The sequence below is a fragment of the Formosa sp. A9 genome (assembly GCF_051200825.1).
GTDB lineage: Bacteria > Bacteroidota > Bacteroidia > Flavobacteriales > Flavobacteriaceae > Formosa.
The window spans coordinates 1132935-1149174 of record NZ_CP195158.1; the positions used below are offsets into that span (position 1 = coordinate 1132935).

Annotated in this window: 7 protein-coding genes; all 7 read left to right on the forward strand. The window is 37.8% G+C overall.

Translation table 11 applies throughout. From position 1 onward, the window contains the following. Positions 1–74 precede the first annotated feature (74 nt). The 7 genes from ACR9EA_RS04970 to ACR9EA_RS05000 all read left to right on the forward strand — a co-directional run bounded on the left by ACR9EA_RS04970 (position 75) and on the right by ACR9EA_RS05000 (position 16218). Complete coding sequence (locus ACR9EA_RS04970) at positions 75–1637, forward strand: MGH1-like glycoside hydrolase domain-containing protein (RefSeq protein ID WP_435138345.1); 1563 nt, start codon at positions 75–77, stop codon at positions 1635–1637. A 108-nt stretch (positions 1638–1745) separates the two neighbouring features. After that, the gene (locus ACR9EA_RS04975; RefSeq protein WP_435138347.1) at positions 1746–4490 is read left to right on the forward strand and encodes a family 78 glycoside hydrolase catalytic domain; all 2745 of its coding nucleotides are present in this window, start codon (positions 1746–1748) and stop codon (positions 4488–4490) included. Positions 4491–4600: 110 nt separating this feature from the next. Beyond that, positions 4601–6544, forward strand: coding sequence for an exo-alpha-sialidase (locus ACR9EA_RS04980; protein WP_435138349.1), 1944 nt, complete (start codon positions 4601–4603; stop codon positions 6542–6544). A gap of 6 nt (positions 6545–6550) precedes the next feature. After that, positions 6551–9232 carry an alpha-d-galacturonidase gene (locus tag ACR9EA_RS04985; RefSeq protein WP_435138351.1) on the forward strand — a complete coding sequence of 894 codons (2682 nt, stop codon included), beginning with the start codon at positions 6551–6553 and terminating at the stop codon, positions 9230–9232. Positions 9233–9236: 4 nt separating this feature from the next. Continuing rightward, positions 9237–12746, forward strand: coding sequence for a malectin domain-containing carbohydrate-binding protein (locus tag ACR9EA_RS04990; protein WP_435138353.1), 3510 nt, complete (start codon positions 9237–9239; stop codon positions 12744–12746). A gap of 21 nt (positions 12747–12767) precedes the next feature. Then, complete coding sequence (locus tag ACR9EA_RS04995; RefSeq protein ID WP_435138355.1) at positions 12768–15194, forward strand: sugar-binding domain-containing protein; 2427 nt, start codon at positions 12768–12770, stop codon at positions 15192–15194. A gap of 10 nt (positions 15195–15204) precedes the next feature. Continuing rightward, complete coding sequence (locus ACR9EA_RS05000; RefSeq protein ID WP_435138357.1) at positions 15205–16218, forward strand: zinc-binding alcohol dehydrogenase family protein; 1014 nt, start codon at positions 15205–15207, stop codon at positions 16216–16218. Positions 16219–16240: the final 22 nt, after the last annotated feature.

A 16240-nucleotide genomic window follows, 5' to 3' on the forward strand; every position in this document is an offset into this window, starting at 1 on the left:
TGGGCGTTTGGCAAGCCGAGGCTAATATCCCATAATTATATTGCTAAAACGGCTTATTGAAAAAATAGATTAATATGAACAAAATAAAATATTTATTACTGGTATTACCTGTTTTAATCGCAGGATGTAAATCTTCAGAAACGGTTTCAGAGGTAAAAAAACCTGATTCAAAAACCGTTTTACAGGCAGATGATTTTAAACATTATGCCGATTATTTCAATAGAATGGAAGATGAAAATATTGCCAAAGCAGTACCTAACGACAGTGCTTGGACTTGGATGAAAAGCAATATTCCGTTGTTTGAATGTCCGCAAGATAATTTTGAAGAAATGTATTATTTCCGTTGGTGGAGTTTGCGAAAACACATTACCAACACCCCTCAAGGTTATGCCATTACCGAGTTTTTAGTGGATAGATCGTATGCGGATAAATACAATTTAATAGCCTGTGCTTTAGGACATCATATTTATGAATTTCGTTGGGTTCACGATCCAAAATACATTGAACAAAATATAAATATTTGGTACCGTGGAAACGAAGGAAAACCGATGAAAAAATTACACAAATTTAGTAGTTGGACAGCCGATGCATTGTACAATCGTTATTTGGTAAATAAGGATGAAAAATACTTGTTAGATTTTTATCCAGACATGATTTCAGATTATGCACGTTGGGAAGAAGAACGTCAGCGTACCGACGGTTTGTTTTGGCAAAACGATGTAAAAGATGGTATGGAAGAATCGTTGAGTGGTGGTCGTCATGTACGCAATGCTCGTCCAACCATCAACAGTTATATGTTTGCCAATGCCAAAGCTTTGTCTACCATGGCAAAAATGCAAGGCGATAGTGAAAAATCGGTATATTTTGATAAAAAATCAAAAACGATTAAAGGTTTGGTAGAACAAAAATTATGGAATAAAAAAGATTTGTTTTTTGAGACTTTAACCGAAAAAGATACTTCTTCAAATGTTCGCGAAGCCATCGGATTTATTCCTTGGTATTTTAATTTGCCATCAGAAAATAAAGGTTTTGAAAAAGCATGGGAACAATTTAAAGACGAAGAAGGATTTGCTGCTCCGTTTGGTTTAACTACGGCAGAGCGTAGAAGCCCACGTTTTAGAAGTCACGGTACAGGAACGTGTGAGTGGGATGGTGCAGTGTGGCCTTTTGCTACTTCACAAACATTAACGGCCTTGGCCAATGTTTTAAACAACTACGAACAAAATGTGGTTGCTAAAGCCGATTATTTTAAACAAATGAATTTGTATGTAGAATCGCAATACTACAGAGGCCGCCCATACATTGGGGAGTATTTAGATGAAACCACAGGATATTGGTTAATGGGTGATAGAGAGCGTAGCCGTTATTACAACCACTCTACATTTAACGATTTAATGATTACTGGTTTGGTAGGATTACGTCCTCGTGCCGATGAAAAAATAGAAGTCAATCCTTTAATTCCACAAGAGCAATGGGATTGGTTTTGTTTGGATAATATTTTATACCACGGTGATATCATTACCATTCTTTGGGATAAAACAGGAGAAAAATACCACAAAGGACAAGGGTTACGGGTGTTTAGAAATGGAAAAGAAGTGGCTGCTTCAACAAAGTTAGAGAGAGTGATTTCTGAATAAATCCAAGAGTTGTCAACCTGAACTTTATATCTTATTCAGGTTTTCAAAAAGTATGTGATTCTGAAATGAATTCAGAATGACGTTTATTAAAGACATAAGTTAAAAAGCATGAAAAAACTTTTTTTACATATTTTATTAATGATTGTTAGTGCTAATGTGTTTGCCCAAAAAAACATATCGCTAAACAATTTACAATGCGAAATGTTGACCAATCCTCTGGGAATTGATGTGGTACAACCTCGATTGAGCTGGAAAATTTCTACCGAAGCTCAGCATGTAAAACAAACAGCTTATCATATTTTGGTGGCATCATCTTTAGAAAAAATAAAGAACAATGAAGCCGATTTATGGGATAGCGGCATTGTAAAAAGCGATGCCTCGGTAAATATTAAATACGATGGAAAAACTTTAGACAGTAAGGATGAAGCTTTTTGGAAAGTGAAAATTTGGACAAACAAAGGAGAGAGTTCTTGGAGTGAAACCGCTTTGTGGAGCATGGGAATTTTGACGTATGCAGAATGGAAATCTACCCGATGGATTGGGTACAATCAATTGTTTGAAGGCGATACCATAGGGCAGTTTTCAAAACTATCGGCTCGTTATGTTCGTAAGCAAATCAACCTAGAAAAAAAGGTGAAAAAAGCCAAAGTCTTTATCATGGGAATGGGGCTGTATGAGTTTTACATCAACGGAAAAAAAATAGGAAATCAGGTGTTAGCTCCTGTTCCAACCGATTATACCAAAAACGTAAAATACAATGTATTTGATGTGACTAAAGAACTTCAACAAGGCGATAATGTATTGGGGACTATTTTAGGAAATGGACGTTTTTTTGCCATGAGACAAGAGTACAAACCTTATAAAATCAAAAGTTTTGGTTTTCCAAAAATGGCTCTTCAATTACAAGTTGAGTATGAGGATGGTACTAAAGAAACCATCAAAACCGATCAAAGTTGGAAGTTTACTCCATACAGTCCTATTCGTGCAAACAATGAATACGATGGCGAAACCTACGATGCTCGTAAAGAAATGCCGAATTGGAATACCGTTGGTTTTGATGATGCTTCTTGGATGAATATGATGTGGGTTCAAGAACCAGGCGGATTTTACGAAGGACAAATGACTCCAAATATGAAAGTTATGGATACCGTAAAACCATTGTCTATGACTAAAACCTCAAGAGGCACTTACATTTTGGACATGGGACAAAACATGGTCGGTTGGTTGCAAATAAAGGTAAAAGGAAATAAAGGGGATAAAATTGCGATGAAATTTGCAGAGTCTTTACAAGACGATGGCTCTTTATACATTGCCAATTTACGCGATGCCAAAACCACTGATTATTATATTTTAAAAGGCGAAGGTGAAGAAGTTTGGGAACCTAAATTTGTATATCACGGTTTTCGTTTTGTAGAACTTTCAGGATTTACAAATCCTCCTAAAGCGAATGATTTTTTAGGAAAAGTGGTTTATGATGCTATGGAGACTGTAGGAACGTTTGAGAGTTCTAACGAAACCATGAATCAGATTTTTAAAAATGCCTATTGGGGAATTAGAGGAAATTACAAAGGCATGCCTGTTGATTGTCCGCAACGTAATGAGCGTCAGCCATGGTTAGGCGATCGCACCACGGGAGCTTATGGAGAAAGTTTCATTTTTAACAATCAAACGCTGTATGCAAAATGGTTAGATGATATTAAATATTCGCAAACTTTAGATGGAGGAATTCCAGATGTAGCTCCTGCTTTTTGGCGTTACTATGGTGATGGAGTTACTTGGCAAGGGGCTTATTTAAAAGTAGCCGATATGCTGTATACGCAGTTTGGTGATGAAAAAGTGATTAAAGACCATTATCCATACATGAAAAAATGGATTTTGTACATGGAGGCAAATTATTTAAAGAACGATTTAATGACCAAAGACAAGTATGGGGATTGGTGTGTGCCGCCAGAATCTTTAGAAATTATTCGTTCCAAAGACCCTAAACGATTGACTGATGGCGAGGTGTTGTCTAGTGCTTTTTATTATCATTTGCTTCAAATCATGCAAAAGTTTGCTAGAATTTCTGGAGCGCATCAAGATGATGTTGTTTATTACAATGCTTTAGCCAATCGTGTTAAAAAAGCTTTCAACGCAAAGTATTTCAACAAAGAAAATTACAGTTATGCCAATAATACGGTAACGGCCAATGTGTTGCCATTGGCTTTTAATATGGTGCCAGACCATTTAGAAAACAAAGTGTTTGAAAATATGACTCAGCAAATTGAAGTTGAAAAAGATGGGCATATTAGTACAGGGGTTGTTGGGACTCAGTTTTTAATGCGAACACTTTCTAGGTTTGGACGTGGCGATTTAGCTTATAAGTTAGCTTCGAATAAAACCTACCCGAGTTGGGGCTATATGGTAGAAAATGGAGCAACTACTATTTGGGAATTGTGGAACGGAAATACGGCCAATCCAGAAATGAATTCACAAAATCACGTCATGTTGCTAGGTGATTTAATGATTTGGTACTACGAAAACATAGCAGGAATAAAAAGCAATCCTGAAAATCCTGGTTTTAAAGAAATTATTATGAAACCCGATTTTGAGGCTGGATTAAGCTTTGTAAACGCTTCGTATCAGTCGCATTATGGATTGATAAAAAGTCACTGGAAAAAGAGCCGCAGGCATACCGATTGGCAAATAGAAATACCAGCAAATAGTTCTGCAAAGGTTTATATTCCAACTACAGCATCAAATAAAATTAAATTAAATTCTAAAGCATTAGATGCTTCCGATTACCGAATAGAAACCGAAGACAATTTTACGGTGCTTTATTTAGATTCTGGAAATTATAAGCTTCAATTTTAAATTGAAATATTTCTGGTATCATGATGCTACAGGATACTTATGCAATCGATTTAAATTATTTTTAGGCGTTAAAGTTTAAATACTATTCTACTAACTAATTACTATAACAAATGAAATTATTAAAAACCACATGCTTATTGTTTAGCTTTCTGGTTTTAGCCAGTTGTAAAGAATCTACAACACCCGAATCAGCTTCGGTAGCTACGGTGGCTTTAGAAGATAAAACCTGGCGTGAAGGGATCGAGGTTGATGAATTTATTTTTAACGAAGCATCTTATTTATCGGCACATGCCGCAACTATTGTAGAAAATACAAAAGGGGAGTTGGTAGCTTCTTGGTTTGGAGGCACCCATGAACGCAATCCAGATGTTGGTATTTGGGTAAGTAAACGTAAAAATGGAAAGTGGACAGAAGGTGTAGAGGTTGCCAATGGTGTACAAAACGATACGTTGCGTTACCCTACATGGAATCCAGTATTGTATCAAATTCCTGATGGCGATTTAATGTTGTTTTACAAAATTGGTCCAAGCCCATCAACATGGTGGGGCATGTTAAAACGTTCTAAAGATGGTGGCGAAACCTGGTCTGAAGCAGAAAAGTTGCCAGAAGGTTTTTTAGGCCCTATTAAAAATAAACCAGAATTATTAGAAAATGGTAATCTATTGTTGCCGTCGAGTGTAGAAGGTAATGGATGGAATTTACGCATGGAATCGACTCCAGATTTTGGAAAAACCTGGAAAATGCATGATACCTTACCAAAAGGCCCAAACGCTATTAATGCGATTCAGCCAAGTATTTTATTCCATGGCAATGGTAAACTACAACAAATTGGCAGAACCAGAAACAGGCATTTATTTTCAATCTGGTCTGAAGATAACGGGCAAACCTGGTCGCCTTTAGAGTTGTTAAACATGCCAAATAACAGTTCTGGAACCGATGCCGTAACGATGAAAAATGGCGAACACGCCTTAATTTATAATCATGTTTGGCCAAATGAAGACATGAATAAAAGCTACAGAAGTCCGTTAAACATTGCCATTTCTAAAGATGGTATTAACTGGAATGCGGCTTTGGTTATAGAAGATTCAAAAATTAGTCAGTATTCTTATCCATCAATCATTCAAGGGTCAGATGGTATGTTGCATTGTGTGTACACTTGGAGACGTCAAAAAATAAAGTATGTAAAAATCGATCCATCTAAATTGGTTACTTTCCCAATTGAAGATGGTGTTTGGCCTGGCCCAACTAAAGAGCGTTATAAAGTAGCCGTTTGCGATTGGATGATTTTAAAACGTCAGAAATTAGGATCGTTTGAGCGTGCCAAAGAAATTGGTGCCGATGGTATAGAAATGGATATGGGCGGCTTAGGAAATCGCGAAACCTTCGATAGTAAATTTATAAATGGCGACACCGCTAGTGTACGTGTATTTAAACAAAAAATGGCAGAAACAGGAATCGAAATCAGTTCTGTGGCCATGTCTGGATTTTATGCCCAATCGTTTGCCGAGCGCCCAACGGTAAAACAAATGGTAAACGATTGTATAGAAGTTATGAAAACGTTTAATGTGCAAGTGGCTTATTTACCATTAGGCACTAAAGGCGATCTGGTAAAACATCCGGAATTACGCCCTGCCATTGTAGAGCGTTTGCGCTGGGCAGGAAAACAAGTCGATAAAATTAATGGCATTATTGCCGTAGAAACATCATTGTCGGCAGAAGAAGAAAAGAAATTGTTAGAAGAAGTGGGTAATCGAAATATAAAAATAGCCTTCAATTTTGCTAATGCTATTAAAAACGGACGTGATATTTCGAAAGAACTAAAAACTTTAGGTCGCGATAATATTGGAGAAATCCATGCATCGAATACCGATGGCCATTGGATAGAAAACGATTCGGCTATCGATCTTCCGAAAATTAAAGAGACTTTAGATAAAATGCATTGGAAAGGCTGGTTAATTGTAGAGCGTTCTCGCGATACCACAGATGTGCATAACGTGGTGAAAAATTACGGAGCCAATGCCGCCTATCTTAAAAAAGTGTTTCAAGAAAACTAAGAAATTATGAAGCATTTAAGCATTTTAGTATTTGCTTTTTTAATGGTGGTATCTTGTTCCAAACAAACTACAGTCACTTTAGTCGGTAACGAAACATCGTCTAGAGTGGCTTTCGGTTTAGAAAGATTGTCGGATGCCTTGATTTCTCAGGGCTATAAAGTGAATTTGAGTACCGAAGAACCAAAATCAGATCAGGATTTTGTCATTAAAGTGCAGGTAAGCCCAGATACAACTAAAAAGGAAGGGTTTAATATTGAGTCGAAAAATCATCAAATACAAGTAACAGGTTTTGATGATTCTGGAGCTCTATACGGCGTTTTAGAGTTGATTGATCAGATAAATGCACAGGGCGAAATTCCGAAGGAAATTCATATAACAGATCAGCCAGAAATGGTGCTTAGAGGCACCGCAATCGGACTTCAAAAAACAACGTATTTAGAAGGACGTGGTGTTTATGAATACCCTTATACTCCAGAAAATTTTCCTTGGTTTTACGATAAGGAATTGTGGATACAGTATTTAGATATGATGGTTGAAAACAGATTCAACTCGTTGTATTTATGGAATGGCCATCCATTTGCTTCGTTAGTGAAATTAAAAGACTATCCGTTTGCAGTTGAGGTTAGTGATGAAGATTTTAAAAAGAATGAAGACATTTTTAATTTTATTACGCAAGAAGCCGATAAAAGAGGTATTTGGGTTATCCAGATGTTCTACAATATAATGGTTTCTAAACCTTTTGCAGAGCATTACGGTATAAAAACGCAAGATCGGTCGCGACCAATAACGCCGTTAATTGCCGATTATAATAGAAAATCTATAGCGGCTTTTGTAGAAAAATATCCCAATGTAGGACTATTGGTAGCTCTGGGCGAAGCCATGGAGCGTGAATACGATGTAGAGTGGTTTACAGAAACGATAATTCCAGGTGTAAAAGATGGTTTGAAAGCCTTAGGAAAAACCGAAGAGCCTCCCATTATTTTAAGGGCTCATGATACCGATGCTCCTTTGGTAATGCAACATGCGTTGCCTTTGTATAAAAATTTATACACTACACATAAGTATAATGGCGAATCGTTAACAACGTATCAGCCACGCGGGCCATGGACAGAAATTCATAAAAATTTAAGTCAGGCAGGATCTACGCACATTTCCAATGTTCATGTTTTGGCTAATTTAGAGCCGTTCCGTTACGGTTCGCCAGATTTTATTCAAAAAAGCGTGCAAGCCATGCACAATATTCATGGGGCAAATGCTTTGCATTTATATCCGTTATCATCGTATTGGGACTGGCCATATGCACCAGATAAAACCGAGCCAAGACTTTTGGAAATAGATCGCGATTGGATTTGGTATAAGGCTTGGGCGCGTTATGCTTGGCAAAGTAACCGCGATAGGGCAAAAGAAATCTCTTATTGGAGTGAGGTGCTGGGAGCCAAATTTGGAACTGATAATGAAACAGCACAATCTATTTTAAAAGCTTATGAAGAAGCTGGAGAAATAGCTCCAAAAACCTTACGCCGATTTGGAATAACCGAAGGCAACCGACAAACCTTATTGTTAGGGATGTTCGAGAGCCAATTGGTAAATCCGTATAAATGGCGTGTATATCCAGGGTTTTACGAATCTTGTGGTCCTGAGGGAGAAATTCTGTTAGAATACGCCAAAAAAGAATGGTATAAACAGCCTCACGAAGGCGAGACCCCTGTACAAATTATAGATGAAATTGTAGCGCACGGACAAGCAGCCGTGGAGGCGATAGATGCCGCTTCACCTTATATTTCTGAGCAACAAAGCGAGTTCAAGCGCTTAAAAAACGATATGTATTGTTACAAAGCCTTTGCCGATTGTTTTGCAGAAAAAGTAAAAGCAGCTTTACTGGTATTACGATATAGCTATTCTAAAGATATTTCAGATTTAGAAGCCGCTTTACCACATCTGGAACAGAGTATTGTGCATTATCAAAAGTTGGTGAATTTAACTCAGGATTCTTATTTCTATGCAAATGGAATGCAAACAGCTCAACGTAGAATCCCTATTGGCGGTGATGATGGTAAAAATAAAACATGGAAGGAATTGTTGTCACATTACGAGCGCGAATTGGCAAATTTCAAACGGAATTTAGAGCTTTTAAAAGCATCTAAAGACGGTACAATCGAGAAAGATGTTGTTGAGCCTTGGCAGCCAGGGCAGGTAACCATGTTGAGTGAAGTTAATGGAAGTTATCCTGTAAAAACGGGAATACAAGTTTACGGAATTCCAGAATCGGAAATTACTGATTTAGCGCCAGAATTACAACATTTATCAGGCATGTCGCTTGTGGCCGATAACCAAAATAAAAATGGAACTCAGCTTAAATTTAAATGTGAAACCCCCGTTAAACTAGTGGTTGGTTATTTTAAAACCGATCAAAAGCGGTTTTTATTTCCTCCTAGTTTAGAAACCAATGCGGCAGGCAATACGCATGGACAAGCCGAGGTGGTTTTGGCTAATGCCATGAAGTTAAAACAAATGCCAGGAATAAATATTCATACGTACAATTTTAATGCAGGCGAACATGAACTTAATTTAGGAAAAGGTCGTGTTTTAATTTTAGGATTTATCGATGCCAACCAGAATATCAATTCTAGAGATGTTGGATTAATTGGTAAAGACGATAAAGAAGCCGTAGATTGGTTATTTTATTAATTGAATGAAGAACATACAGTATATAATTCTAGCAACACTTTTGGTATTCATGTCGTGCGACAATGAAATAGCTGTTGATAATGCTAGAAAGGAAATCAGTTTAAACGACAATTGGCACACGATTCATTTAGATAGTTTGCATCAGCCGGAAGCCGATTTTGTTAAAAATATCTCGGTTAATCAGGATTGGAAAGCTGTTTCTGTACCACATAATTGGGATCAGTATTATGGTTACCGTCGTATGAAACACGGTAATTTGCACGGTACGGCTTGGTATTATAAAACCTTAAAGTTAAATGCTGAAGATGAAGGGAAACAACACTTTTTGTTTTTTGAAGGCGTGGGATCGTACGCTACCGTTTGGGTAAACGGAAAAGAAGTGGGAAGTCACAAAGGCGGAAGAACAACCTTTACTTTAGATATTACCGATGTGGTTGATTTTAATGCTGAAAACAACATTGTAGTGAAAGCGGCGCACCCCGCATTTATTGCCGATTTACCTTGGGTATGCGGTGGTTGTTCGGGAGAATGGGGCTTCTCGGAAGGCTCTCAGCCAATGGGAATCTTTAGACCGGTGTCTTTAGTGGTTACCGATAAATTACGTATTGAACCTTTCGGAGTTCATGTGTGGAATGATGCATCAACTAATAAAGAAAACGCTTTACTTCATACCACTACAGAGGTTAAAAACTATAGCGGTTCAGAAAAACAAATCACTGTTGAAAATACTTTGTTAGATGCCGATGGAAAACAAGTAGTTTCAGTTAAGACAGATGTTGACAACGTTTCTGGTTTAAAGGAAATCAAGCAAACTTTGCCAGAGTTTTCAAACCCTAAATTATGGTCGCCGGAAGATCCGTATTTGTATCAGTTGGTGACTAAAGTTTACGAAAATGGCGATTTAAAAGATGCATTAACCACACCGTACGGAATCCGTTGGGTAAGTTGGCCAATTAATCGTGAAGGCGATGATAATCGTTTCTTCTTAAATGATAAACCTGTTTTTATTAACGGAACTTGTGAATATGAGCACCTCATTGGTAGAAGTCATTCGTTTTCAGATAAAGATGTAAAAGCGAGAATCGGTCAAGTAAAAGCTGCCGGGTATAACGCCTTTCGTGAAGGCCATCAACCACATAATTTAAGATATCAGGAACATTTAGATGAAGAGGGGATTTTATTTTGGAGCCAGTTTTCAGCACATATCTGGTACGATACGCCAGAGTTTAAAGAAAATTTTAAAACTTTATTGAAGGAATGGATTAGAGAGCGCCGAAACAATCCGTCGGTGGTGATGTGGGGACTGCAAAACGAGAGTACCATTCCAAAGGAATTTGCAGAAGAATGCACAGAAATTATTCGCGAGTTAGATCCAACGTCAGCGCAACAACGTTTGGTGACAACCTGTAATGGAGGAGAAGGTACCGATTGGAATGTGATTCAGAATTGGTCGGGAACTTATGGCGGAGATCCGTTTAATTACGGGGAAGAAATGACCGAACACCTATTAAATGGTGAATATGGCGCCTGGCGTTCGGCCGATTTACATACCGAAGGCGAGTTCAACCAAAAAGGTGAATTAAGCGAAAATCGTTTTTCACAATTGATGGAAATTAAGGTCGCTGAAGCTGAGTCTGTAAGTGATAATATTGTAGGGCAATACCATTGGTTATTGTATTCGCACGAAAATCCTGGGCGTTCGCAAAACGGCGAAGGGTATCGAGATATCGATAAAGTGGGGCCAGTAAATTACAAAGGTATTTTCACCATTTGGGGCGAACCTTTAGATGCGTTTTATATGTATCGCGCCAATTATGTGTCGAATAAAAAAGAGCCGATGGTGTATATCGTGTCGCATTCTTGGCCAACCCGATGGAATGATGCAGGAACGAAAAACGGTATCGACGTGTATTCCAATTGTGATGAAGTGGAATTGTTTAATGATGTTAATGAAGCATCATTAGGAAAACAAAAAAATCCAGGTTTAGGTAAACATTTTCAGTTTAATAATGTCGATGTAAAATATAATGTACTTTACGCGATTGGTTATGTTGATGGAAAACCAGTAGCCAAAGATTATATCGTGTTGAATAATTTACCAAAAGCACCACATTTTGATGCCTTGGTAAGTGAAAAAAATGAGATTTTAAAACCAGCCGAAGGTCTTAATTACCTGTATCGCGTAAATAGTGGAGGAGCTGATTATACCGATACCTTCGGAAATACTTGGTTAGTCGATGTCCATAAAACCGATGAAAATGCTTGGGGCTCGCTATCATGGACCGATACTTTTGAAAACCTTCCTGCGTATTATGCGAGTCAGCGTACTACTTACGACCCGATTGCCGGAACGCAAGACTGGAAACTGTTTCAGGATTTTAGATATGGAGCCGATAAGTTGCATTACGAATTTCCTGTGCCAGATGACGAATACCAAGTAGAATTGTATTTTAACGAGCCTTGGTACGGTACTGGAGGCGGTATGAACTGCGAAGACTGGCGTGTGTTTGATATCGCGATTAATGATGAAATTGTAGAAGATAATTTAGATATCTGGAAAACTGTTGGTCATGATTCGGCACTTAAAAAAGTATATTCAGCGAAAAGTGTCAATGGTAAATTAATCATTTCATTCCCGAATGTGGCTTCAGGACAGGCGGTGATTTCTGCGATTGCTATTGCTTCAAAAGATCATAATGTACATCCAGCAAAACCTTCCGATAAGAACATTCTAAATGTTTCTGCAAATGCTGAGCTAAAGGTAGCTTCTTGGTTAAATATTACAGACAAACAATTTGTGAGTTCAAATGCTAGTTTTACCAAATTGCCTTCAGAATTGTATGGCGCCGATTATTTAAGATTTCCTATTTCAGAAGCCACTAAAACGGTTTCTGGGCATTTCACTTTAAAACACGATGCTACAGTTTATGCTTTGGTAAATTCAGAAATGAAACAATTTGAAGAGTATGAAGCGATGGAAGACACTGCAGAAAATAGTTTGAGTCAAATCTTCAACGTTTATAAACGAGTAGCTAAAAAAGGCGAACAAATTCAGTTTACTACAGAAAACGGACTGGTAACTTTAGCGGTTGTGCCAAGCTATTCCATGGAAGAGAAAGACGATCGCGCGATTGTGAAGCTGGAAGCCGAAGATGCCGAAATATTAGGTTCGGGCATAGAAAAGGCATTTTTCAAAAAAAGCGATTATGTTGGCTTTACCGAAAACACAAAAAACAGCATTACATTTACGGTTACACCAGGGGTGGCCAATATTTATTTAATGCGATTCCGATACATGAATTTGAACGATCATCCTGTAAAAGTGCGTTTAAAAATCGAGGATGCTAACGGCATTATTTTAAGAAATGATGATATCGAGTTTCCTGTAAGAAAGGATAAATGGAAAATTTTAAACACCACTTCTGGCGGGTATATTAATGCCGGAACTTATAAAATAACCTTAGAATCTGATATTATGAAAGGCATTCGATTAGAGTCGTTTGAATTTCAATAAACCATCAGAATTACAAATACTATGAAGTACAATTTATATAGAATTACCGTTTTATGTTTATCTGTTTTGTTTCTTGCTTGTGGTAACGACAGTCGCGAAGTAAGAATTGTTGAAGATTTTAATTTCGATTGGCAATTTAAATTGGGCGATTATCCAGAGGCCAAAACAACTGCTTTTAAGACAGACGATTGGCGAACCTTAAATTTGCCACACGATTGGAGTATTGAAGGCGAATTTAGCAAAGAGCATCCTGCCAAACCAGAAGGCGGTGCATTGCCAACAGGGGTAGCGTGGTACAGAAAGCCTTTTACCTTACCAGAAGATTTTAAAAATAAAAGCATCAGCATTGAGTTCGATGGGGTGTACCGTAAAAGTGAAGTTTGGATAAACGGACATTATTTAGGAATTCGTCCTAATGGTTACATAGCGTTCGCTTACGAATTGTCTGAATTTTTAAAGTTTGGAGAACAAGAAAATATTATTGCCGTAAAGGTCGATAATTCCGAACAACCTAATTCCCGATGGTATTCTGGTTCTGGAATTTATAGAAATGTACGTTTAGTAACTACCGAAAAATTGCATGTCGCCCATTGGGGAACTTATGTTTTTACTCCAGAAGTATCTAAGGACAACGGAAAGATAAAGCTCGAAGTTACTGTAAAAAACGATGCCGCTAAGGCAAAACATTACAGTGTAGAAACATTGGTTTTAGATGCCAATAACCTAGAAGTGGCAGCGGTAACCACACAGGCCGATGTAACTGCAAAGGCCAAGAATAAAACTATGCAGACTATTCAGGTGTTTAACCCCATACTTTGGGATGTTAAAACGCCGTATTTGTACACCTTACAAACCAATATTTACGAGGGCGAAACCTTGGTTGATAATTATAAAACGCCACTTGGATTTCGCTTTTTTGAATTCGATGCCCAAAACGGATTTTCGCTTAATGGTGAACCAACAAAAATTCATGGGGTTTGTTTGCATCACGATAACGGTGCTTTAGGCGCTGTGGCCAATCGTGCTGCCATTAAAAGAAAACTTCAGATTATGAAAGATATGGGGGTAAATGCCATTCGCGTATCTCATAATCCGTCGTCTGTAGAGTTGTTAGAATTATGCGACGAAATGGGGTTTATCGTTCAGGTAGAAGCTTTTGATGTTTGGAAGAAGAAGAAACTTAAAGCTGATTACAATATGTATTGGGACGATTGGTATAAACAAGATTTACAGGATTTTGTAAAGCGCGATCGCAATTATCCATCGGTTTTTATGTGGAGTATTGGTAACGAAATTCGTGAACAGTTCGATAGTACAGGAATAGCCATGACCAAAGATCTGGTTAAAATTGTTAAAGCTCTAGACAAAACAAGACCGGTAACCTGTGCCTTAACAGAAAATATTCCGGAGAAAAATTTTATTTATCAGTCAGGTGCTTTAGATCTTTTAGGATTTAATTACAAACATGAAGATTACGGCACATTCCCTGAAAATTTTAAAGGACAAAAAATAATTGCTTCCGAAAGTGTATCGGCTCTAGAAACGCGAGGACATTACGATGCGATATCTTCAGAAATTAAATTCTGGCCGCCAGCACATAACGAACCGTTTGATGGTAACGACGATTATACGGTTTCAGCTTACGATAATGTAGCAGCATATTGGGGAACCACTCACGAAGAAAATTGGAAAACGGTTAAAAAGCTAGATTACATAGCAGGCACGTTTATTTGGACAGGTTTCGATTATTTAGGCGAACCAATTCCGTATCCGTACCCAGCGCGCAGTTCGTATTTTGGAATTGTCGATCTGGCAGGTTTGCCAAAAGATATTTACTACATGTACCAGAGTGAGTGGAGCGATAAAAATGTTTTGCATGTATTACCGCATTGGAACTGGAATGCAGGAGAGAAAGTCGATGTTTGGGCGTATTACAATAATGCCGATGAGGTGGAGTTGTTTGTTAACGGAACATCGCAAGGTGTAAAGTCTAAACAAGGTGAAGATTTACATGTGTCTTGGAACGTGCCGTTTGAAGCTGGAACTCTAAAAGTGGTGTCTAGAAAAAATGGAGAAGTGGTTTTAGAAAAGGAAATACATACCGCAGGAGCTGCTTCAACTATAGAATTAGAAGCAAATACATTGAAGATTAAAAATGATAATTACGACTTGGTTTACGTAACTGTTAATGTTCAAGACAATCAGGGTAATTTAGTGCCAAATGCCGATAACGATATTCATTTTGAAGTTTCTGGTGGTGGGAAATTAGTTGGTGTCGATAACGGTTATCAGGCTAGTTTGGAGTCGTTTAAAAGCAATCAGCGTAAAGCGTATAACGGTAAATGTATTGCAATTATTCAATCGAATGGTAACGCTGAAACTATTCAAATTAATGCTACTTCAAAAGGTTTAAAATCGGCAAGCATTCAAATTAAAGTAGAACAATAAAAATAAGCACATGAAATATATAGTTTGCGAAGAACCAACAACATTCGCATTAAAAGAAAAAGCACAACCTGTTCGAGACGCTAATCAGGCGTTAATAAAAATTCACCGTGTTGGCATTTGTGGTACAGATTTGCATGCCTACTCTGGTAATCAGGCCTTTTTTACCTACCCAAGAATTTTAGGTCACGAACTTGCTGCCGAAATTTTGGAAATTGGAGATAACACTCAAAATTTAAAAGTAGGCGATAAGGTAATTGTAATGCCTTATGTTAGCTGTGGCGAATGTATAGCGTGTAGAAAAGGAAAAACCAATTGCTGTAGTAATATTAAAGTGTTAGGGGTGCATGCCGATGGCGGAATGCAGGAAATAGTAGCGGTAAGAACCGATTTGTTAATTCCAGCAAACCAATTGTCGTACGAGGAAATGGCTATAGTAGAACCTTTGGCAATTGGGGCACATGCCATTCGCAGGGCTAATATTGAAGCAGGCGAATATATTGTAGTTGTTGGTTGTGGCCCTATAGGTATTGGACTAATGAAACTGGCACAAATTAAAGGCGCCGAAGTTATTGCGATAGATGTAGACGAATCGCGCTTAGCATTTGTTAAAAATGAAATAGGCGTGAAGCATGTAGTTAAGGTTTCGGAAACAGCTGCCGAAGACGTATCTAAAATTACTCAAGGCGATTTAGCTACAGCCGTGTTCGATTGTACGGGTAACAAACGTGCTCTTGAAGGCGGAATAGCCTATATGGCGCATGGCGGGCGTTATGTTCTTGTGGGATTATCTAAAGGTGAGTTGGTGTTTAGTCACCCTGGAATTCACGCTAAAGAATCTACAATCATGTGTAGTAGAAATGCGACTTTAGAAGATTTTCAGTTTGTAATTGATAATCTTTCCCAGTTTCCAACCGATAAATTTGTAACCCATCAAGTTAATTATACCGAAATGATCGCGAATTTTGACGCTTGGTTAGACCCAAAAAATGGTGTTATTAAAGCTATGGTAAATTTTAATGAGTAAATTAACCGCATAAATTTAATTT

Coding starts and splice junctions, on each gene's coding strand:
- ACR9EA_RS04970 (WP_435138345.1), top strand. CDS start 75: ATGAACAAAATAAAATATTTATTACTGGTATTACCTGTTTTAATCGCA.
- ACR9EA_RS04975 (WP_435138347.1), top strand. CDS start 1,746: ATGAAAAAACTTTTTTTACATATTTTATTAATGATTGTTAGTGCTAAT.
- ACR9EA_RS04980 (WP_435138349.1), top strand. CDS start 4,601: ATGAAATTATTAAAAACCACATGCTTATTGTTTAGCTTTCTGGTTTTA.
- ACR9EA_RS04985 (WP_435138351.1), top strand. CDS start 6,551: ATGAAGCATTTAAGCATTTTAGTATTTGCTTTTTTAATGGTGGTATCT.
- ACR9EA_RS04995 (WP_435138355.1), top strand. CDS start 12,768: ATGAAGTACAATTTATATAGAATTACCGTTTTATGTTTATCTGTTTTG.
- ACR9EA_RS04990 (WP_435138353.1), top strand. CDS start 9,237: ATGAAGAACATACAGTATATAATTCTAGCAACACTTTTGGTATTCATG.
- ACR9EA_RS05000 (WP_435138357.1), top strand. CDS start 15,205: ATGAAATATATAGTTTGCGAAGAACCAACAACATTCGCATTAAAAGAA.